A 19944-nucleotide genomic window follows, 5' to 3' on the forward strand; every position below is an offset into this window, starting at 1 on the left:
GGGCGGCGGGGCGGCAAGCCGCGCCCGCGTCCGGCGTCCGGCGTCCGGCGCCCGGTCGCGGCCCCCGTCTCGGGCCCCGGCCTCGGCCCGCCGCGCTTCCGGTGCGGGCCGGCGCGCGGTATGGTGCCGCCGCCGGCCCTCCACTCCGCGTTCCCGGGCCCCGCCCACGCCCTTCCCGCCCTCGCCCTTCCCGCCCCGGAGCCCGCATGAGCGCCATCCCCGACCGTTCCATGGCGAACGCCTTCTTGCCGGGCCGCGGCCACCTGTCGCCGGAGAACGAGGCGCTGGTGGCACGCCGCGCCCGCGTGCTCGGGCCCGCCTACCGCCTGATGTACGAGACGCCGCTGCACCTGGTGCGCGGCGAGGGCGTGTGGCTCTACGACGAGACGGGCCGCGCCTTCCTGGACGCCTACAACAACGTCGCCTCGCTGGGGCATTGCCATCCGCGCGTGGTGGAGGCGATCCGCGCGCAGGCGGGCGTGCTGGCCACCAACACGCGCTACCTCCACACCACGATCCTCGATTGCGCCGAGCGGCTCGTCGCGCGGTTTCCCGCGCCCCTGTCGCAGGTCATGTTCGCCTGCACCGGCAGCGAGGCCAACGACCTGGCGCTGCGCATCGCCAAGGCCCATACCGGGGGCACCGGCGTCGTGGTCACCGAGCACGCCTATCACGGCATCACCGAGGCGGTGGCCGCCTTCTCACCCTCGCTCGGGGCCGCCGTGCCGCTCGGCCCCCACGTGCGAACCGTGCCCGCGCCCGACCGCACGCGCGCCGCGCCCGGCGAGGTCGGCGCCGCGTTCCGGGCCGACGTGGAGGCGGCGATCGCCGACCTCCGGCGCCACGGCATCGCGCCGGCGGCGCTCGTGGTCGACACGATGTTCACCAGCGACGGGATCCTGCCGGGTCCGGCGGGCTTCCTCCGGGGCGCGGCGGAGGCGATCCGCGCGGCCGGCGGCCTGTTCGTCGCCGACGAGGTGCAGCCCGGTTTCGGGCGCACGGGCGAGGCGATGTGGGGCTTCCAGCGCCACGGGGTCGTGCCCGACATGGTGACGCTGGGCAAGCCGATGGGCAACGGCCAGCCGATCTCGGCCGTGGTGATGCGCCCGGACGTGGTGGAGCGGTTCGGCCGGGAGGCCCGCTACTTCAACACGTTCGGCGGCAACGCCGTCTCCTGCGCGGCGGCGCTGGCGGTGCTGGAGGCGATCGAGGCCGAGGCGCTCCAGGCCAACGCGTTGCGGACGGGGCGTCATCTCCTGGAGCGCGTGGCCGCCGTCTGCGCGCCGCACGAGGCGGTGGGCGAGGTGCGCGGCGCGGGCCTCTTCGTCGCCGTGGAGTTCGTCGCGGACCGGGCCGACGGGGCGCCCGACGCCGCGCGGGCCGCGCGCGTCGTCAACGCCATGCGCGAGCGCGGCGTCCTGATCTCGATCTCCGGCCGCCATCACAACAGCCTGAAGATCCGCCCGCCCCTGGTGTTCTCGCGCGCCGACGCCGAGCTCCTCGCCGGCGTGCTGGCCGAGGCCCTCCAGGCCACCGCCTGAGCCGGGCCGGCGCCTGTCAGCCGAAGAGGTCGGGACGTTCCAGCCGTAGCGCGGCGGCGCGGCGGTGGCCCTCCAGCCCCTCGCTGGCGCTCTGGCGCACGGCGGGCGGGGCCACGGCGGCGACCCCCTCGTCCGTCAGCCACTGGTGCGTGGCGATCCGCAGGTACGAGCCGACCCAGAGCCCGCCCGTGTAGCGGCCGGCGCCCATGGTGGGCAGCGTGTGGTTGGTGCCGCAGCACTTGTCGGAATACACGACGCTGGCCTTGGGCCCGATGAACAGCGAGCCGTAGCCGGACAGCCGGGCCGCCATGGCATGCGGGTCGCGCGTGTGGACCTGGAGGTGCTCGGCGGCGATCCAGTCGGAATAGGCGATCATGTCCTCCTGGGAGACGCAGACCGCGACCTCGCCCTGCGCCTCCCAGGCGGCGCGCGCGACGGCGGCGGTGGACAGGGTCGCGAGCTGGCGTTCCACCTCGGCGACCACCGCCTCGGCGAGCGGCCGGTGCGTGGTGAGGAGGCCGACGCGCGTGTGCACGTCGTGCTCGGCCTGCGCCAGGAGGTCGGTCGCGATCACCTCCGCGTTGCCGGTCTCGTCGGCGAGCGTGTAGATCTCCGACGGGCCGGCGAGCTGGTCGATGCCGACCGGCCCGAAGACCTGGCGCTTGGCCTCGTTCACGAAGGCGTTGCCGGGGCCGACGATCTTGTGCACCGCCGGGATCGTCGCGGTGCCGTAGGCCATGGCCGCGATCGCCTGCGCCCCGCCGACGCGGAAGATGCGGTCGGCGCCCGCCAGATGGCAGCCGGCCACCATCGCCTCGGCGGCGGTGGGCGGCAGGCAGGCGATCACCTCCGGGCAGCCGGCGACCTTGGCCGGCACGATGGTCATCACCGGCGCCGAGAGCAGCGGGTAGCGCCCGCCCGGCACATAGGCGCCGACCCGGGCCACGGGAATCACCCGATGGCCGAGATGGAGGCCCGGCCGCAGCTCGATCTCCAGCGGCAGCACGGTGGCGAGCTGCGCCTCGGCGAACGCGCGCACGTTGGCGATCGCGAATTCGGTGTCGGCGCGCGTCCGGGGGTCCAGCGCGGCCACCGCCGCCTCGCGCTCCGCCGCGCCGACCTCGAGCGCCGCCGGCTCCACCTTGTCGAACGCGGCCGAGAAGCGCCGCACCGCCGCGTCGCCCTCCTCGCGAACGGCTCGGAGGATCCCCGCCACCGCGTCGGCGACGCCCGCCTGCGTCGCGGCCCCGTCCCCGGGGGCCTTCACCACGTCGAGGCGGCGACGAAGGGCGTCGATGTCGGAAACCATGGGGCGCGTCCTGCTCCGTTTGCGCGCAGGACGCTCGCAGAAGCGTCACACGCGGGCAATGGCGCGCGCCGGCGCGTTCAGTATGATGAGCGGACCGCGCCGCCGGGGCGCCGGACGCCAGGAGCCCCCATGCCCGCCATCGGAGCCGCCATCCGCGAGTTGCGCCGCCGCCGCCAGCTCTCCACGCGCGACCTCGCCGCGCGCTCCGGCATCGCCCATTCCACCATCTCGCTCCTGGAGCGCGACCGCATCAGCCCCTCGGTCGACACGCTGGGCGCGATCCTGGAGGCCATGGGCTCGACCCTCACCGGCTTCTTCTCCGAGATCGGGCCGGCACTGCCCCATTCGCCCTTCTACCGGGCTGAGGACCTGGTCGAGATCGGCCGCGCCGACGGGGTTTCCTACCGCATGGTCGGCATCAACCATCCGAGCCGCAAGCTCCTGATGCTGCGCGAGACCTACCAGCCCGGCGCCGACACGGGCGAGGCCTTCTCGCACAAGGCGCAGGAGGCGGGCATCGTGACGACCGGCGCGGTGGAGGTCAGCGTCGGCGACGAGACGCGGCTCCTGCGGGCCGGCGACGCCTACTATTTCGACAGCGAGACGCCGCACCGCTTCCGCAATCCGGGCCCGGAGCCGGCCGAGCTGGTGAGCGCCATCACGCCGCCGACCTACTGACGCGGCCGGAAACTATTCCGAGCGCCGCCGCGAAGCGTTTTGCGCCCGCGCCCTTTCGTGCTTCAGTTTCGAACGGTTCAACTCCCGGGGGAGACACGCTCATGCCACGCAACGGACTTCGCAGCATCCTCGCCGGCCTCGCCGTCGCCGGCCTCGCGGCCGCCGCGCCTGCCGCCGCGCGCGACCTCACCGTGGTCTCCTGGGGCGGCAACTACCAGGACGCCCAGCGCGAGATCTACTTCAAGCCCTTCGCCGCCAAGACCGGCAAGCCGGTGCTCGAAGAATCCTGGGACGGCGGCTACGGCGTCCTGTCGGCCAAGATGCAGGCCGGCACCCCCAACTGGGACGTGGTCCAGGTCGAGGCCGAGGAACTGGCGCTCGGCTGCGCCGACGGCATCTACGAGCCGGTGGACTGGTCGAAGATGGGCGGCGAGGACAAGTTCATCCCCTCGGCGGTCAGCGAGTGCGGCGTCGGCGCCATCGTCTGGACCACCGGCCTCGGCTACGACGCCGACAAGCTGAAGGAGGCGCCCCGGAGCTGGGCCGACTTCTTCGACACCGCCAAGTTTCCCGGCAAGCGCGCGCTGCGCAAGGGCCCGAAATACGCGCTGGAATTCGCCCTGATCGCGGACGGCGTGGATCCGAAGGAGGTCTACGACGTGCTCGCGACGCCCGAGGGCGTCGACCGCGCCTTCCGCAAGCTCGACACGATCAAGGGCGACCTCGTCTGGTGGGAGGCCGGCGCCCAGCCGATCCAGCTCCTCGCCTCCGGCGAGGTGGTGATGACGTCGGCCTACAACGGGCGCCTCGCCGGCATCAACAAGTCGGAGGGCAAGAACTTCCAGATCGTCTGGCCGGGCTCGATCTACGCGGTGGATTCCTGGGTCGTGCTCAAGGGCTCGCCCAACAAGGAGGCCGCGTTCGACTTCGTCGCCTTCGCCAGCGAGCCGGCCAACCAGTCCAAGCTGCCCGACTACATCGCCTACGGCCTGCCCGAGAAGGAGGCCGGCGCCATGCTGTCGCCCGCGGTGGCCGCCGAGCTGCCGACCGCCCCGGCCAACCTCGACGTCGCCATCCCGCTCGACACCGACTTCTGGGTCGACAACATCGAGGCGCTGAACACGCGCTTCAACGCCTGGGTGGCGCAGTAGTCGCCGCCCCGGGGCCGGCGCCCGCCGCCGGCCCCGTCCCGATCCGGCGCCCCGCCGGCCCGAGCGACGGTTCGCAAGAGGCCCGATGACCTTCATCCGTTTCCAGGACGTGTCGAAGTCCTTCGGCCAGACCCGGGTGGTCGAGAACCTCGACCTCGACGTCGAGAAGGGGGAGTTCCTGTCGCTGCTCGGCCCCTCGGGCTCGGGCAAGACCACGATCCTGATGATGCTGGCGGGGTTCGAGGACGCCACGTCGGGCACGATCCTGATGGACGGGGAGCGCATCCAGGACCTGCCGCCCCACCGGCGCGGCATCGGCGTCGTGTTCCAGAACTACGCCCTGTTCCCGCACATGACGATCGCCGAGAACGTCGCCTTCCCGCTCCAGATGCGCGGGCTCGCCAAGGCCGAGGTCGGCACGCGCGTCGGCCGGGCGCTGGAGCGGGTGCGCCTCGGCCATCTGGGCGACCGGCGGCCCGACCAGCTCTCGGGTGGCCAGCAGCAGCGCGTGGCGCTGACCCGCGCCCTGGTGTTCGAGCCCAAGGTCGTGCTGATGGACGAGCCGCTCGGCGCCTTGGACAAGCAGTTGCGCGAGGAGATGCAGCTCGAGATCCGCGAGCTGCACCGCCGCCTCGGCCTCACCGTGGTCTTCGTCACCCACGACCAGGGCGAGGCGCTCACCATGTCGAACCGCATCGCCATCTTCGACCGGGGCCGGATCTCGCAGGTGGGCACGGCGACCGAGGTCTACGACCATCCCGAGAACGCCTTCGTGGCCCAGTTCATCGGCGAGACCAACCTCCTTCGGGCGACCGTCGCGGCCGCCGACGCGGACGGCGCGGTCCTCGCTCTGGCCGGCGGCGCCGAGCTGCGCGCGGGGCCCGGCCGGGCGTTCCGGCCGGGCAGCGCCGTCACCGCCTCCGTCCGCCCCGAGCGCCTGCATCTTCACGCGGCGCCCCGCCCCGGCGCCATCGAGGCGCGTGTGGATGACGTGGTCTACCAGGGCGACCATCTCCGGCTGCACCTGTCGCGCGGGGACCTGTCGCTGATCGCGCGCGCCGAGCGACGCCAGGCGCCGCCCGCCTTGGGCGGCCCGGTCCACGTGGCGGTGGATCCGGCGGACGTCGCGGTGTTTCCGGCATGAGCCGCGCCGGCTCCACGGGGCGCAGCGCCGTGCTGGTCGCGCCGCTCTTCTTGTTCCTCGCCGTGTTCTTCCTGTGGCCGCTCTGGACCATGGTATCGGTGGCGGTGCGCGACCCGGCCGTCGGCGCCGCGCTGCCCCGCACCGCCGCCGCGATCGCCGCGTGGGACGGCGAGGGCCTGCCGGACGCCGGGACGCAGGCCGCGCTGGTGGCGGACCTGCGCGCGGCCGACGCCATCGGGCTCGGCGCGGCCGTGCGCCGGCTCAACAGCGACGTGTCCGGCTTCCGGACCCTGATCCCCAAGACGCAGCGCGCGGCGCGCGGCGCCGAGGAGGGCCAGCCGGTCGACCTCGCGGCCCTCGACCGGCGCTGGGCCGACCCGGCCTTCTGGGGCGCGATCCAGGCCGCGGCTTCCGCCTATACGGATCGCAACCTCCTCGCCTCGGTGGACCTCACGCGCGACGAGGACGGAGCCATCGCGAGCCTGCCGGCGGGCGCCTCGGCCAACCGGCTCATCATCGGGCGCACCTTCCTGATCGCCGCCGTGATCACCCTGTGCTGCCTCGCCATCGGCCTGCCCTACGCCGTGCTGATGGCATCCACCACGGGCTGGCGGCGCCATGCGCTGATGCTGGCGGTGCTGCTGCCGCTCTGGACCTCGCTCCTGGTGCGCACCGCCGCCTGGTTCATCCTCCTGCAGGACCAGGGGGTCATCAACGGCGCGCTGCAGGCGATCGGGCTGACCGACGGGCCGCTGCCGCTGATCTTCAACCGCGCCGGCGTGGTGATCGCCATGACGCACGTGCTCCTGCCCTTCATGGTGCTGCCGATCTACTCGGTGGTGAACGCCATCCCGAAGACGCTGATGCCGGCCGCCGCCTCCATGGGCGCACCGCCGCTCGCCGCGTTCCGACGCATCCTCCTGCCGCTCGCCATGCCCGGCATCCTGTCGGGCTCCCTGCTCGTGTTCATGGTGGCGATCGGCTACTACATCACGCCGGCCCTTGTGGGCGGCCCCAACGACCAGATGATCTCCTCGGTGATCGCCTTCTACGCGCTCCAGACGGCGAACTGGGGCATGGCGGGGGCGCTGGGGCTGATCCTGCTCGCAGCGACCACGATCCTCTACCTCCTGTACGGCCGGCTGTCGCGCACCGGCACGCCGCTGGGGACCTGACATGCTCAAGACCGCGCAAGGGCTGTTCGGAACGCTCGCCGTCCTGTTCCTGCTGGCGCCGCTGGTGGCGATCCTGCCGCTCGCCTTCACCGACGGCATCTTCCTGAACTACCCGATCCCTGCCGTCTCGCTGCGCTGGTTCGACGAGCTGGCGCGGGCCGACGCCTGGCGCCTGTCGATCCTCAACAGCCTGGTGATCGGCGGCGGCGCCACGGTGCTCTCGGTGGTGCTCGGCACCTTGGCGGCGCTCGGCCTTCGCAACGGGCTCCTGCCGTTTCCGAGCGTCCTGCGGACCTTCTTCCTCCTGCCCATGGTGGTGCCGGCGGTGGTGCTGGGCGTCGGGCTCCAGATCTCGCTCGGCGGGCTCGGCCTCACCAGCACCTATGGAGGGGTGATCCTGTCGCACACGGTCCTGTGCGTGCCCTTCGTGGTGATCAGCGTGTCCACCGCGCTCCAGGGCATCGACCGGCGCGTCGAGCGGGCGGCGGCGAGCCTCGGCGCCTCGCCCGCCACCGTGTTCCGGCGCGTCACCCTGCCGCTCGCCCTGCCCGGCGTCGTCACCGGCGCGGTGTTCGCCTTCGCGACCTCCCTGGACGAGGTCGTGCTCACCCTGTTCGTCGCCGGGCCCAACCAGCGCACCCTGGCGCGCCAGATGTTCTCCTCGATCCGCGAGAACATCTCGCCGGCGATCGCGGCCGCCGCCTTCGTGCTGATCCTCGGCACGCTGATGCTCGCCGCGCTGGCGGCCCTCATGAACCGGCGCCGGCGGGCCGGCGCGGCTTGACGCCGCGCTCGAGGCCGGCGCTCGTGTCACACGTGAAACCATCCGGGTCGGTCGCTCGCGCGAACGCCCGGATCACCAGAACGGAACCCATCATGGACGCACTCTCCAACTCGCTGGCCGCGGCCGACATGGCGCACACGCTGCACCCGAACACGAACCTTCGGGCGCACGAGGAGAACGGCCCGCTGGTGATCGCGCGCGGCGAGGGCATCCGCGTATGGGACGACCGCGGCAAGGAGTATATCGAGGGGCTGGCCGGGCTCTGGTCGGTGGGCGCCGGCTTCTCGCAGAAGCGGCTGGCGGAGGCGGCCTACGCGCAGATGCTGAAGCTGCCCTACTACCACACGTTCACCTCCAAGGCGAACGAGCCCTCGATCCGCCTGGCCGAGACGCTGGCCGAGATCACGCCCGAGCCGCTGACGCGCGCCTTCTTCACCTCTTCGGGTTCGGAGGCCAACGACACGATCGTCAAGATGGTCTGGTACCGCAACAACGCGCTGGGCCGGCCCGCCAAGAAGACGTTCCTCGCCCGCAACAAGGCCTATCACGGCATCACGGTCGCCTCCGGCTCGCTCACCGGCCTGCCGGTCAACCACCGCGACTTCGACCTTCCGGCGATCCCCGTGCGCCATCTCACCTGTCCGCACTTCTACCGCTTCGGCGCGGCGGGCGAGGACGAGGCGGCCTTCACCCGGCGCCTCCTGGCCGAGCTCGAGGCGGTGATCGCCGAAGAGGGCGCCGACACGATCGCCGCCTTCATCGGCGAGCCGCTGATGGCCGCCGGCGGTGTGATGCCGCCGCCCGCCGGCTACTGGGAAGGGGTCGAGCGCATCTGCCGCGCCAACGACATCCTCCTCGTCGCCGACGAGGTGATCTGCGGCTTCGGGCGGCTCGGCACGCCGTTCGGGTGCCAGAAGTACGGCTTCACGCCCGACATCATGACGCTGTCGAAGCAGATCACCTCCTCCTACATGCCGCTGGCGGCGGTGATGATCTCGGACCATGTCTACGGGCCGATCGCCGACAACTCGGCCCGGGTCGGCGTGTTCGGCCACGGCTTCACCGCCTCCGGCCACCCGGTCGCGACGGCGGTGGCGCTGGAGAACCTCGCGATCATGCGCGAGGAGGACTGGACCGGCAACGCGGCGCGGCTGGAGGCGCCGTTCCAAGCGGGCCTGCGCGCCTTCGCCGACCATCCGCTGGTGGGCGAGGCGCGCGGCGACGGGCTGATCGGGGCGCTGGAGCTCGTGGCCGACAAGGCCACGAAGCGCCCGTTCGAGACGCCCGGCGCGATGGGGCGTCTCGCGTCGGCGATCGGCCACGACGAGGGGCTGATCTTCCGCGCCATCGGCGACCAGCTCGCGCTCTGCCCGCCGATGATCGTGACGGACGACGACGTCGCCGAGATCATGACGCGCATGGGACGAACGCTGGAGCGCCTCACCGACGCGGCGAAGGCCGATGGGCTGATCTGACGGCGCCGAGGCCGCCGCCTCACACCATGAGGTGGCGGCGGACCTGCGGGTCGTCGAGATCGGCGCCGACGCCCGAGAACACGATCCGGCCGCGGTCCAGGATATAGACCCGGTCGGCCAGCTCGCGGCAGAAGTCGAGATACTGCTCCACCAGGAGCACGGCGATGCCAGCCTCGTCCTTGAGGTAGCGGATCGCCCGGCCGATGTCCTTGATGATCGAGGGCTGGATGCCCTCGGTCGGCTCGTCCAGCACCAGGAGCCGCGGGCGGGTCACGAGGGCCCGGCCGATGGCGAGCTGCTGCTGCTGGCCGCCCGACAGGTCGCCGCCGCGCCGCCCGAGCATGGACCGGAGCACCGGAAACAGCTCGAACACGTGCTCGGGGATGGTGCGCTCGGCCCGCTTCACCGGCGCGAAGCCCGTCTGCAGGTTCTCCCGGACCGTCAGGAGCGGGAACACCTCGCGCCCCTGCGGCACGAAGCCGATGCCGGCCCGCGCACGCGTGTAGGGGGCGGACGACCCGAGGTCCTCGCCGCCCAGCGAGATCGTGCCGCGGCGGATCGGCTGCTGGCCGACCACGGCGCGCAGGAGGCTGGTCTTGCCCACCCCGTTGCGCCCGAGCACGCAGGTGATCTCGCCGGCCTTCGCCTCCAGCGACACGCCGCGCAGCGCCTGCGCGGCACCGTAGAAGAGATCGACGTCGGACACGGTCAGCATGTTGCTCTCGACATCCTTGTGTAATGATGAAACATTCGACACCTTGGTTAGATTCTGGGAGATGTCATCATGAAACCTGGCACGATACCGAAAAAAGGTTCTTGCCCGCCTGGCTACACATCCAGTGGAAACTATTGCGTCCCTGGATCGTCTGCGAAACCAGCTATCGAGAAAATTGGGTCGTGCCCTCCTGGATGGTCATCTGCAGGGAATTACTGCGTTGCCAACAAGTCGGATCCAAAAGATGTAATTCCTAAGAACGGATCCTGCCCGCCGGGCTACTCTTCTTCAGGTAATTACTGCGTAAAAATCTCATAACTAGCGGCGCGATTAGCGCCCCAGATAGACTTCGATCACGCGCGGGTCGGCCGACACCATGTCGAGCGGCCCCTCGGCGAGGACGTGCCCCTCGTGCAGGCAGGTCACCTTGACCCCCAGCATGCGCACGAAATGCATGTCGTGCTCCACCACCACCACCGAGCGGGTGCGCGCGATGTCGCGCAGGAGCCGCGCCGTCTCCTCGGTCTCGGCGTCGGTCATGCCGGCCACGGGCTCGTCCACCAGGAGAAGCTCCGGGTCCTGGGCGAGCAGCATGCCGATCTCCAGCCACTGCTTCTGGCCGTGGCTGAGGTCGGCGGCGGAGGCGCCGCGCCGGTCGGCGAGACGCACGGTCCGGAGGATCGCGTCGATGCGCGCGTCCTCGGCCGCCCCGCGCCGGTGCAGGAGGGCCGCGAAGATCGAACGGCTGCCCGACAGGGCGAGGCGCAGGTTTTCCTCCACCGTGTGGCCCTCGAAGACGGTCGGCTTCTGGAACTTGCGCCCGATGCCGAGCGAGGCGATCTCGGCCTCGTCGTGGCGGGTGAGGTCGGTGTCGCCGGCGAAGAAGACCTCGCCCGCGTCGGGCCGTGTCTTGCCGGTGATGATGTCCATCATCGTGGTCTTGCCCGCGCCGTTGGGCCCGATGATGGCGCGCATCTCGCCCCGCGCCACCACCAGCGACAGGTCGTTGATCGCCTTGAACCCGTCGAAGGCCTTGGTGACGCCGTTGAGGTAGAGCAGCGTCTCGCCGCGCGGCGGGCGCAGCCGCGCCTCGGCCTCGCGCCGCTCGGCCATCCGCGTGGCGAAGGGATGGGGCGAGACGCGGAGGGCGGCGGCGGCGTCCGGGATCGGGGTGGAGGGCATCGGGGTGGACGCGATGGCGGTGTCGATGGTCATGGGCCTCACTCCGCGGGGTTGGCGGCGGCGTCCGCCGGGCCCGCCGCCACGCCCTTCTCCACCCGGGCCGCGCGCCGGCGCTCGCCGAGCGCCCGCCAGCCGTGGTCGAACGTGCCGACGATGCCGCGCGGCAGGAACAGGGTGACGAACACGAAGAGCCCGCCGAGGATGAAGAGCCAGGCGTCGGGCGCGGCCGCGGTGAAGTAGCTCTTGCCGCCGTTGACGAGGACGGCGCCCAGCACCGGCCCGAGGATGGTCGCGCGCCCGCCCACCGCCGTCCAGACCACGACCTCGATCGAGTTCAGCGGCGCGAACTCGCCGGGGTTCACGATGCCGACCTGCGGCACGTAGAGCGCGCCCGCGACCCCCGCCATCATAGCCGACAGGGTGAAGGCGAAGAGCTTCACGTGCTCGGCCCGCCAGCCGAGGAAGCGCGTGCGCCCTTCCGCGTCGCGCACCGCCACCATCAGCGCGCCGAGCCTGGAGCGCGTCACGGCGGCCGCCACCAGCACCCCGCCGGCGAGCGCCAGCGCGGTGGCGGCGAAGAGGCCGGCGCGCGTCGAGGCGGCCTGGATCGGGAAGCCCAGGATCTCCTTGAAGTCGGTCAGGCCGTTGTTGCCGCCGAACCCCATGTCGTTGCGGAAGAAGGCCAGGAGCAGCGCATAGGTCAGCGCCTGCGTGATGATCGACAGATACACGCCGGTGACGCGCGAGCGGAAGGCGAAGTAGCCGAACAGGAAGGCGAGAAGGCCGGGCACCAGCACCACCATCAGCGCGGCGAACCAGAACTGGTCGAACCCGTGCCAGAACCACGGCAGCTCCCGGTAGTTCAGGAACACCATGAAGTCCGGCAGCTCCGGATTGCCGTAGACGCCCCGCGCGCCGATCTGGCGCATCAGGTACATGCCCATCGCATAGGCGCCGAGCGCGAAGAAGGCGCCGTGGCCGAGCGACAGGATGCCGACATAGCCCCACACGAGGTCGAGGCTGAGCGCCAGCAGCGCATAGGCGAGATACTTGCCGAGGAGCGGCACGAGATGATCGGGCACGTGCAGCGGATGCGAGGGGGCGAGCGCCAGGTTGAGGACCGGCACCAGGACGGCGAGGCCGAGCAGCCCGAGCGCCAGCCAGACGGCGCGCGGGCCGAGGAAACGGGCGGTGATCATGCGTCCACGAACCTTCCCTTGAGGGCGAAGAGGCCGCGCGGCCGTTTCTGGATGAACAGGATGATGAGCACCAGCACCACGATCTTGCCGAGCACCGCGCCGGCGTAGGGCTCCAGGAACTTGTTGACGAGCCCGAGCGAGAAGGCCCCGACCAGCGTGCCCCAGAGGTTGCCGACGCCGCCGAACACCACGACCATGAAGCTGTCGATGATGTAGCCCTGCCCGAGGTCGGGCGAGACGTTGTCGACCTGGCTGAGCGCGACGCCCGCCATGCCGGCGATGCCCGAGCCCAGCGCGAAGGTCAGCGCGTCCACCATGGGCGTGCGGATGCCCATCGCGGCGGCCATGCGCCGGTTCTGCGTCACCGCGCGCATCTTGAGCCCGGCCGAGGTGCGGTTGAGCACGAACAGGAGCGCCGCGAACACGGCTAGCGCGAACACGATGATCCACAGCCGGTTCCAGGTCACCGCCATCTGGCCGAGGCCGAACGAGCCGGACATCCAGGACGGGTTCGACACTTCGCGGTTGGTCGGCCCGAACAGGACGCGGATCGCCTGCTGGAGCACCAGCGACACGCCGAACGTGGCGAGCAGCGTCTCCAGGGGGCGGCCGTAGAGGAAGCGGATGATGCCGCGCTCCATCACCAGGCCCGCGAGGCCCGACACCAGGAAGGCGAGCGGCAGGGCGATGGCGAGCGACCAGTCGAGCCATTGCGGGGCGTGGTCGCGCATCGCCTGCTGCACCACGAAGGTCGTGTAGGCGCCCAGCATCACCATCTCGCCATGGGCCATGTTGATGACGCCCATGACGCCGAAGGTGATGGCGAGGCCGATCGCGGCGAGGAGCAGGACCGAGCCGAGCGACAGCCCGTACCAGACGTTCTGCGCCTGCCCCCAGAGCGCGATCGTGCCCTCCACCGCGGCGGCGCCGCGCGCGGCGGCGGCGGCCACGGCCGGGTCGGCGTCGGAGGCGGCGGCGTTCAGGAGGTTGAGCGCCGGGCGGTCGCCGCGCGCGGCGACGGTGGACACGGCATCGAGCTTCTCGGCCGCCGGCAGGTCGGAGCGCAGCACGGCGCTGGCGCGGGCCTGCGCGAGCGCGGCGTCCACGGCCGGGTCGCTCTCGCGGGCGATCGCCTCGTCCAGCATGGCGATCTGCTCGGGCGCGGCCCGCTCGAACAGCGCCGTCGCGGCCGCCAGGCGCCGGGCCGGATTGGGCGAGCCCAGCGTCAGCGTGCCCCGGGCCTCGGCCACCAGCGTGCGGATCGAGTTCTTGACGCGCACCTTGTCGAGCGCGCCCTTGGGCCGGTCGCCCAGAGACTTGCCGGTGAGCGGGTCGCGAACGGCGATCCGCGCGCCCCGCCCCTCGCCGATCAGGACGCGCCCGCCGTCCTTCTCGTAGTAGAGGTCGCCGTCCGCCAGGGCCTGCAGCGCGGGCGCCACGGCCGGGTCGCCGGTGGCGGCGAGGGCGCGGATCGTCGCCTCGGTGTCCTCGAAGCTCCGCTTGCCGCCGAAGGCCTGGATCAGGGCGGCCGGGTCGGCGCCCTCCCCCGTATCCTGCGCCCGCGCTGCCGGCGCGCCCGCGGCCAGCGCGGCGAGGATCAGGGCAAGGGCGGCAAGGGCTGCGCGCCACGAGGTAAGCCGGCAAAACAGTTGGGGCATGGGGTCACTCCGGACCGGAAGGGCGCGTGTGGGGCGGGACGCCGGTCGGCGATGGGTGCTCGCGTGCGGACGCCCCGCCATGCGGCCGGGGCGCCTTTGAGGGGCGTCGGGGCGGGGCATCCGGGGAGGGCCGCCGGGACGGCCCCGCCTCCTTCGCTCAGTTGGAGGCCGCAGCTCCCGCGCCGCCGCACTTGCCGGTCTCGGTGTTGAAGTTGCCGCAGGACATCGGCGCCCGCCAGTCGGCGATCAGGGGCTTGGACTCCGGCAGATAGTCGGACCACTCGTCGCCCAGCACCAGGCCGGAGGTCTCGTGCACCACCTCGAACTGGCCGTCCTCCTGGATCTCGCCGATCAGCACGGGCTTGGTGATGTGGTGGTTGGCGCCCATGGAGGAGAAGCCGCCGGTGAGGTTGGGCACGGACACGCCGACCATGGCGTCGATCACCTTGTCGGTGTCGGTCGTGCCGGCGGCCTCCACGGCCTTCACCCACATGTTGAAGCCGATGTAGTGCGCCTCCATCGGGTCGTTGGTGACGCGGTTGTCGTCCTTGGTGAACTCGCGCCACTTTGCGATGAACTCCTCGTTCTCGGGCGTGTCGACCGACTGGAAGTAGTTCCAGGCGGCGAGGTGGCCGACGAGGGGCTTGGTGTCGATGCCGGCGAGTTCCTCCTCGCCCACCGAGAAGGCGACCACGGGAAGCTCGGAGGCCGAGACGCCCTGGTTGGCGAGCTCCTTGTAGAAGGGCACGTTGGCGTCGCCGTTGACGGTCGAGACCACCGCCGTCTTCTTGCCGGCGCCGCCGAAGTCCTTGATCGCGGAGACCTCGGTCTGCCAGTCGGAGAAGCCGAACGGGGTGTAGTTCACCTTGATGTCCTCGGCCGCGACGCCCTTGGACTTGAGGTAGGCTTCCAGGATCTTGTTGGTGGTGCGCGGATAGACGTAGTCGGTGCCTTCCAGCACCCAGCGCTCGACGCCCTCCTCCATCAGGTAGTCCACGGCCGGGATCGCCTGCTGGTTGGGCGCGGCGCCCGTGTAGAAGACGTTGCGCTCCGATTCCTCGCCCTCGTACTGGACCGGGTAGAACAGGATCGAGTTCAGCTCCTTGAACACCGGCAGCACCGACTTGCGCGACACCGAGGTCCAGCAGCCGAACACGGCCGCCACCTTGTCCTGCGCGATCAGGCCGCGCGCGCGCTCGGCGAAGAGCGGCCAGTCGGAGGCGGGATCGACCACCACGGCCTCCAGCTGCTTGCCCAGGAGCCCGCCCTTCTTGTTCTGCTCGTCGATGAGCATCAGCATGGCGTCCTTCAGGGTCGTCTCCGAGATCGCCATCGTGCCCGACAGCGAATGGAGGATGCCGACCTTGATCGTGTCCTCGGCGGCCATGGCCGAGACGCCCATGGCGATCGTGGTGGCGGCGTAGGCGCCGATGAGCCAGCCGGCCCTGGTGGAAACTCGCATGGGATCGTCCCCTCGGATTGATCGCGGCACCCCCGCCGCCCGCCGGGGACCATCGGACGGACGGCGGGCGGGCGGTATACGTCAAATGACGTAGACGGACGCGCGCCGGGCGCGCATAGGATCGGCGCATCTGCAACCCACGCCGGAACCGGGCATGAACGGGCGCCAGCGCATCCTTCCCGTCCGGCGCGAATACAATCGCTGGGTCGCCAACCAGACGCTCGAGGACTACGCGCTGCGCTTCACCGCGAAGTCCGCCCGGCGCTGGACCGCCGCGCGGGTCTCGCAGACCGCGATCGGCGCGATCTCCTTCCTGGCGCTGGAGGCGGTGGGCGGGGCGATCACCCTGTCGTTCGGCTTCGCCAACGCCGTGGCCGCGATCCTGGCGGCCACCGTGGTCCTGTTCCTGACCGGCATCCCGATCAGCGTCTACGCCGCGCGACACGGCGTCGACATCGACCTCCTGACGCGCGGCGCCGGCTTCGGCTACATCGGCTCCACGGTCACCTCGCTGATCTACGCGAGCTTCACCTTCATCCTGTTCGCGGTGGAGGCCTCGATCATGACCGCGGCGCTCGAGCTCGCCTTCGGCCTGCCGCTGTGGATCGGCTACATCGTCTCGGCCGTGGTGGTGATCCCGCTCGTCACCCACGGCGTCACCTGGATCAGCCGCTTCCAGCTCTGGACTCAGCCGCTGTGGATCGGGCTGAACCTCCTGCCGGTCGGCTTCATCCTCCTTCAGGACTGGGGCTCGGTGGAGGCCTGGGTCGCCTTTCCGGGCCTCGACGGGCAGGCGGGGCACGGATTCGACCTCCTGCAGTTCGGCGCGGCGGCCTCGGTGATCCTGGCGCTGATGCCCCAGATCGGCGAGCAGGTGGACATCCTGCGCTTCCTGCCCGGCAACGGCGCGCGGCGGGGCTGGAACTGGTGGTTCTCCCTGTTCGCCGCCGGCCCGGGTTGGATCGTGCTGGGCGCGCCCAAGCTCCTGTTCGGCTCGTTCCTGACGGTGCTGGCGCTGCGGCACGGCGTGTCGCCCGAGCACGCGGCCGAGCCCGCCTACATGTACCGGACCGCCTTCGGCTTCGTCCTTCCGCAGGGCGCGGCGGTGCTGCTTCTGACCGCCGCCTTCGTGGTGGTGAGCCAGCTCAAGATCAACGTGATGAACGCCTACGCGGGCTCGCTCGCCTGGTCGAACTTCTTCTCGCGCCTCACCCACTCCCATCCCGGCCGCGTGGTGTGGCTGGTGTTCAACGTCGCGATCGCGCTGCTCCTGATGGAGCTCGGCATCTACCGCGCGCTGGAGGCGACCTTCGGCCTGTTCGCCAACGTCGCCGTGGCCTGGCTCGGGGCGATCGTGGCGGACCTGGCGATCAACAAGCCGCTCGGCCTGTCGCCGCCCGGCATCGAGTTCAAGCGCGCCCATCTCCACGACCTGAACCCGGTGGGCCTCGGCGCGATGGGGCTGGCGACGCTCGTGTCGCTGGTGGCCTTCTCGGGCGCGCTCGGCGAGGCGGCGCAGGCGCTCTCCGCCTTCGTGGCGCTCGGCACCGCGCTGGCCGCGGCGCCGGCGATCGCCTGGGCGACCGGCGGCCGCTTCTATCTCGCCCGGCGGGGACGCGCCGAATGGGCCCGGCGCGCGGCCATCGCCTGCCGGGTCTGCGAGCATCCGTTCGAGCCCGAGGACATGGCCTACTGCCCGGCCTACGCGGCGCCGATCTGCTCGCTCTGCTGCTCGCTCGACGCGCGCTGCCACGACCTGTGCAAGCCGCACGCGCGCTTCGCCGCCCAGGCCGAGGGCCTCGCGCGCGCCACCCTGCCCCGGCGGCTCCTGCGGCGCATCGATTCGCGGACCGGCCGCTATCTCGGCGGCTTCTCGCTGCTGGCCGCCGTCCTGTCGCTGGTGCTCGGCCTGATCTACTACCAGGCGACCCTGGCGAGCCCGGAGGACACGGAGACCATCGCCGCCGCGCTCTGGGCGGCCTTCTTCATCCTGCTCATCGTCGCCGGCATCGCCACCTGGTTCGTGGTGCTGGCGCAGGAATCGCGGCGCGTCGCGCAGGAGGAATCGGCCCGCCAGACCAGCCTGCTCCTGAAGGAGATCGCGGCCCACCGGCGCACCGACGCCGCGCTCCAGGCCGCCAAGGAGCGGGCCGAGGCGGCGAGCCTGGCCAAGAGCCGCTACGTGGTGGGCATGAGCCACGAGCTGCGCACGCCGCTCAACGCCGTGCTCGGCTACGCCCAGCTCCTGGAGGGCGACGCCGCGATCCCGCGCGAGAAGGCGGGCGGCATCCGCACCATCCGGCGCTCGGCCGAGCACCTGTCGGGCCTGATCGACGGCATCCTCGACATCTCGCGCATCGAGACCGGCCGCCTCACGCTGCAGCGCTCCGACGTGCGCCTCGACGACTTCCTCGCCCAGATCGTCGACATGGTCCGCCTCCAGGCCGAGGCCAAGGGGCTGGAGTTCCGCTTCCTGAAGCCGGCCGCCCTGCCCGAGGTGGTGCGCACCGACGAGAAGCGGCTGCGCCAGATCCTGATCAACCTCCTGACCAACGCGGTGAAGTACACCGAACGCGGGTCGGTGACCTTCGAGGTCGCCTATCGCAGCCAGGTCGCGATCCTGTCGGTGACCGACACCGGGCCCGGCATCGCCGAGGCCGAGGCGGCGCGCATCTTCGAGCCCTTCGAGCGGGGCGACGCGGCGCGGGGCAAGGTGCCCGGCCTCGGGCTCGGCCTCACGATCACGCGGCTCCTCGCCAGCCTGATGGGCGGCGACGTGGCGATGACGAGCGGGCCGGGCGGGGGCAGCCGCTTCGAGGTGCGCGTGCTCCTGTCGGCCGCCCCGCCGCGGCCCGCCCGGCGGCCCGGCGGCGCGGCGCCCGAGCCCGAGGCGCCCGACGCGCCGGTGCGCGGCTACGGCGGCCCGCGGCGCACGATCCTGGTGGCGGACGACGACGAGGTCCACCGCGACCTGATGGTGGAGGTGCTGCGCCCGCTCGGCTTCATCGTGCTCACCGCCGCCGACGGGCCGACGGCCCTGCGCCTCGTCGCCGAGATCCGGCCCGACCTCTTCCTGCTCGACATCCATATGCCCGGCATGGACGGCTGGGCGCTGGCGCGGCGGCTGCGCGGCGAGGGCCAGGAAGGGGCGATCCTGATGCTGTCGGCGACGCTCGCCGAGATGCCGGCGCCCGGCGGCGAGGCGGAGGACGACCCCGGCATCGGCGCCGCCCTGCCCAAGCCCGTGGACCTCAGGACGCTGCTGTCGGCGATCGGCCGCGCGCTGGCGCTGGATTGGACGCGCGAGGACGCCGCCCCGCCCGAGCCGCCCGTCGCGGCGGGCGCGCCCGCCCGCCCGAGCGAGGCCGACATGGCCGAGCTGCGCCGTCTCGGGCGGATCGGCTTCGCCAAGGGCATCGAGCGCAAGCTCGCCGCGCTCGAGGCGGAGGACCCGGCGCTCGCCGGCTTCGTGGCCCTCATGCGCGCCCCGGCGCGCGAGTTCGACTGGCCCGGCTTCGTGGCGATCCTGGAGGCCGGCGATGCGTGAGGGCGACGCGCCCGGCGGCGAGAGCCACATCGTGCTGGTGGTGGACGATTCGCCCGACACGCTGCGCCTCCTGACCGACGCGATCGAGGCCACGGGCGCCACCGTGCTGGTGGCGCTGGAGGGAAGCCAGGCGCTCGCCATCGCCGCCGAGATCACCCCGGACATCGTGCTGATGGACGCGGTGATGCCGGGCATCGACGGGTTCGAGACGACGCGCCGGCTCAAGGCGGACCCGGCGCTGCGCCACGTGCCGGTGGTCTTCATGACCGGCCTCAACGACACCGAGCACGTGGTGCGCGGCCTGGAGGCCGGCGGCGTCGACTACGTGGTGAAGCCGATCGTGCCGGACGAGCTGCTGGCGCGCATCCGCGTCCACCTCGCCAGCGCCCGCGCCGCGCACAGCGCCCGCGCGGCCCTCGACACCACCGGCCGCTTCCTGTTCGCCACCAGCGGCGAGGGCCGGGTCCTGTGGGCGACGCCCCAGGCGGGGCGGCTTCTGGGCACGGCGCCGGGCGCGGAGGGCCCCGCCCTTCCCGCCCCCGTGCGCGACTGGCTCGCCGCCGGGGCGGACCCGGCCCGCGCGCCCGCCGGCGGCTGGGCGCAGCCCCCGGAGGCCGGCCGCAGCGTCGCCCTGTCCTTCGTGGGCAAGGTGGCCGAGGGCGAGCACCTGTTCCGCCTCAGCGTCGAGGACGCCACGGCCGAGGAGGCGCTCCTGCGCGAGCGCTTCCAACTCACCGCGCGCGAAGCCGACGTCGTGGTCTGGCTGGCGCGCGGCAAGTCCAACCGCGACATCGCCGAGATCCTGTCGCTGAGCCCGCGCACGGTGAACAAGCACCTGGAGGTGGTGTTCGCCAAGCTGGGCGTCGAGAACCGCGCCTCGGCGACGTTCCTGGTGATGCGCACGCTCGGCGAGCGCTGATCGCG

Annotated in this window: 15 protein-coding genes; 9 read left to right on the forward strand and 6 right to left on the reverse strand. The window is 72.0% G+C overall.

The window, feature by feature from the left end; all coding sequences use genetic code 11:
- Positions 1-206: 206 nt before the first annotated feature.
- Positions 207-1541: an aspartate aminotransferase family protein gene (locus tag D3218_RS05065; protein WP_119538803.1), complete on the forward strand. Its 1335-nt coding sequence runs from the start codon at positions 207-209 to the stop codon at positions 1539-1541.
- 16 nt (positions 1542-1557) lie between these two features.
- Here D3218_RS05065 and hisD read toward each other — a convergent pair whose 3' ends face one another.
- A complete protein-coding gene (hisD, locus tag D3218_RS05070) occupies positions 1558-2850 on the reverse strand; it encodes a histidinol dehydrogenase (RefSeq protein WP_119538804.1) in 1293 nt (430 codons plus the stop codon).
- Between the two features lie 129 nt (positions 2851-2979).
- Between hisD and D3218_RS05075 the strand changes: the two genes are divergently transcribed.
- The 6 genes from D3218_RS05075 (at position 2980) to D3218_RS05100 (ending at position 9257) form a co-directional block, all read left to right on the forward strand.
- Positions 2980-3528, forward strand: coding sequence for a cupin domain-containing protein (locus D3218_RS05075; RefSeq protein ID WP_119538805.1), 549 nt, complete (start codon positions 2980-2982; stop codon positions 3526-3528).
- 101 nt (positions 3529-3629) lie between these two features.
- On the forward strand, positions 3630-4679 hold the full coding sequence (locus D3218_RS05080; RefSeq protein ID WP_119538806.1) for an ABC transporter substrate-binding protein: 1050 nt from the start codon (positions 3630-3632) through the stop codon (positions 4677-4679).
- A gap of 85 nt (positions 4680-4764) precedes the next feature.
- Positions 4765-5823, forward strand: a complete 1059-nt coding sequence (locus tag D3218_RS05085) for an ABC transporter ATP-binding protein (protein WP_119538807.1) — start codon at positions 4765-4767, stop codon at positions 5821-5823.
- A complete protein-coding gene (locus tag D3218_RS05090; protein WP_119538808.1) occupies positions 5820-6998 on the forward strand; it encodes an ABC transporter permease in 1179 nt (392 codons plus the stop codon). The genes D3218_RS05085 and D3218_RS05090 overlap by 4 nt, the downstream gene beginning before the upstream one ends.
- 1 nt (position 6999) lies before the next feature.
- The gene (locus D3218_RS05095; protein ID WP_119538809.1) at positions 7000-7782 is read left to right on the forward strand and encodes an ABC transporter permease; all 783 of its coding nucleotides are present in this window, start codon (positions 7000-7002) and stop codon (positions 7780-7782) included.
- A 92-nt stretch (positions 7783-7874) separates the two neighbouring features.
- Positions 7875-9257 carry an aspartate aminotransferase family protein gene (locus D3218_RS05100; RefSeq protein ID WP_119538810.1) on the forward strand — a complete coding sequence of 461 codons (1383 nt, stop codon included), beginning with the start codon at positions 7875-7877 and terminating at the stop codon, positions 9255-9257.
- Positions 9258-9276: 19 nt separating this feature from the next.
- Here the strand turns inward: D3218_RS05100 and urtE are convergent, their stop codons facing one another.
- From urtE to urtA, 5 genes are all read right to left on the reverse strand, one after another.
- On the reverse strand, positions 9277-9972 hold the full coding sequence (gene urtE, locus D3218_RS05105; RefSeq protein WP_119538811.1) for an urea ABC transporter ATP-binding subunit UrtE: 696 nt from the start codon (positions 9970-9972) through the stop codon (positions 9277-9279).
- Between the two features lie 330 nt (positions 9973-10302).
- Entirely contained in the window at positions 10303-11085 is a 783-nt protein-coding gene (urtD, locus tag D3218_RS05110) for an urea ABC transporter ATP-binding protein UrtD (protein ID WP_119538934.1), read from the reverse strand.
- A 107-nt stretch (positions 11086-11192) separates the two neighbouring features.
- Complete coding sequence (urtC, locus tag D3218_RS05115; RefSeq protein ID WP_119538812.1) at positions 11193-12353, reverse strand: urea ABC transporter permease subunit UrtC; 1161 nt, start codon at positions 12351-12353, stop codon at positions 11193-11195.
- Positions 12350-14011, reverse strand: coding sequence for an urea ABC transporter permease subunit UrtB (gene urtB, locus D3218_RS05120; protein WP_119538813.1), 1662 nt, complete (start codon positions 14009-14011; stop codon positions 12350-12352). The genes urtC and urtB overlap by 4 nt, the downstream gene beginning before the upstream one ends.
- Before the next feature lie 157 nt (positions 14012-14168).
- Positions 14169-15413 carry an urea ABC transporter substrate-binding protein gene (urtA, locus tag D3218_RS05125; protein ID WP_119538935.1) on the reverse strand — a complete coding sequence of 415 codons (1245 nt, stop codon included), beginning with the start codon at positions 15411-15413 and terminating at the stop codon, positions 14169-14171.
- 214 nt (positions 15414-15627) lie between these two features.
- On the opposite strand from urtA, the gene D3218_RS05130 reads away from it, so the two are divergent.
- Both D3218_RS05130 and D3218_RS05135 read left to right on the forward strand, forming a co-directional pair.
- Positions 15628-19020, forward strand: coding sequence for a hybrid sensor histidine kinase/response regulator (locus D3218_RS05130; RefSeq protein ID WP_119538814.1), 3393 nt, complete (start codon positions 15628-15630; stop codon positions 19018-19020).
- Positions 19013-19939, forward strand: coding sequence for a response regulator transcription factor (locus D3218_RS05135; RefSeq protein WP_119538815.1), 927 nt, complete (start codon positions 19013-19015; stop codon positions 19937-19939). Before D3218_RS05130 ends, D3218_RS05135 begins: the two co-directional genes overlap by 8 nt.
- Positions 19940-19944: the final 5 nt, after the last annotated feature.

The organism is Aureimonas flava (genome assembly GCF_003583935.1).
Lineage (GTDB): Bacteria > Pseudomonadota > Alphaproteobacteria > Rhizobiales > Rhizobiaceae > Aureimonas > Aureimonas flava.